Origin of the sequence: Pseudomonas sp. FIP_A4, assembly GCF_036701605.1 — a bacterium.
GTDB lineage: Bacteria > Pseudomonadota > Gammaproteobacteria > Pseudomonadales > Pseudomonadaceae > Stutzerimonas > Stutzerimonas phenolilytica.
This window is the reverse complement of record NZ_JAYDXP010000048.1, coordinates 1-420: the sequence shown is the minus strand read 5'-3', so window position 1 is coordinate 420 and position 420 is coordinate 1. Positions and strand designations below refer to the sequence as shown.

Here is a 420-nt window from a genome sequence, read left to right as displayed (position 1 = left end):
GGCCGGCGTTATGTACCGCTACTCGCCGACGCTGATCTTCAGCCCGGCGGCAATCCCGCGCAGCGGGAAGGTCTTGATCGGCCCGTCGCCCACGGCCATCACACCGTTGTATTCCTGCGGCTCGTAGAAACGCTCGGTTTGCAGATCATGCATCAGGTTATCGGTGTACCGGCCGGCGGCAGCGCCTCGATGCAATCGCCGGCCTGCAGGTTGTCCAGCAGCCAGTTCGACGCGCGGCCGCTGGGCATGCTCACCGACAAGTTCGGCGGGCGCATCGTGTTCTTCATGCTGATGCTGATCTGTGTGCTGCCGATCTACCTGATCAGCGAAGCGACCGCCTACTGGCACTTCCTCGTGCTGGGCCTGTTCGTCGGCTATGGCGCTCGATCATGGTGATTGTCTGGTTACCCGAGTTGCCAC

2 pseudogenes are annotated in these 420 nt (G+C 62.6%); one reads left to right on the top strand and one right to left on the bottom strand.

Annotation, left to right across the window (positions count from 1 at the left end):
• Positions 1-51: 51 nt before the first annotated feature.
• Positions 52-168 (bottom strand): annotated as a pseudogene (locus U8L64_RS00360) (hypothetical protein); the annotation flags it as partial.
• Between the two features lie 66 nt (positions 169-234).
• Between U8L64_RS00360 and U8L64_RS00355 the strand changes: the two are divergent.
• A pseudogene (locus tag U8L64_RS00355) lies at positions 235-393 on the top strand (MFS transporter); the annotation flags it as partial.
• Positions 394-420: the final 27 nt, after the last annotated feature.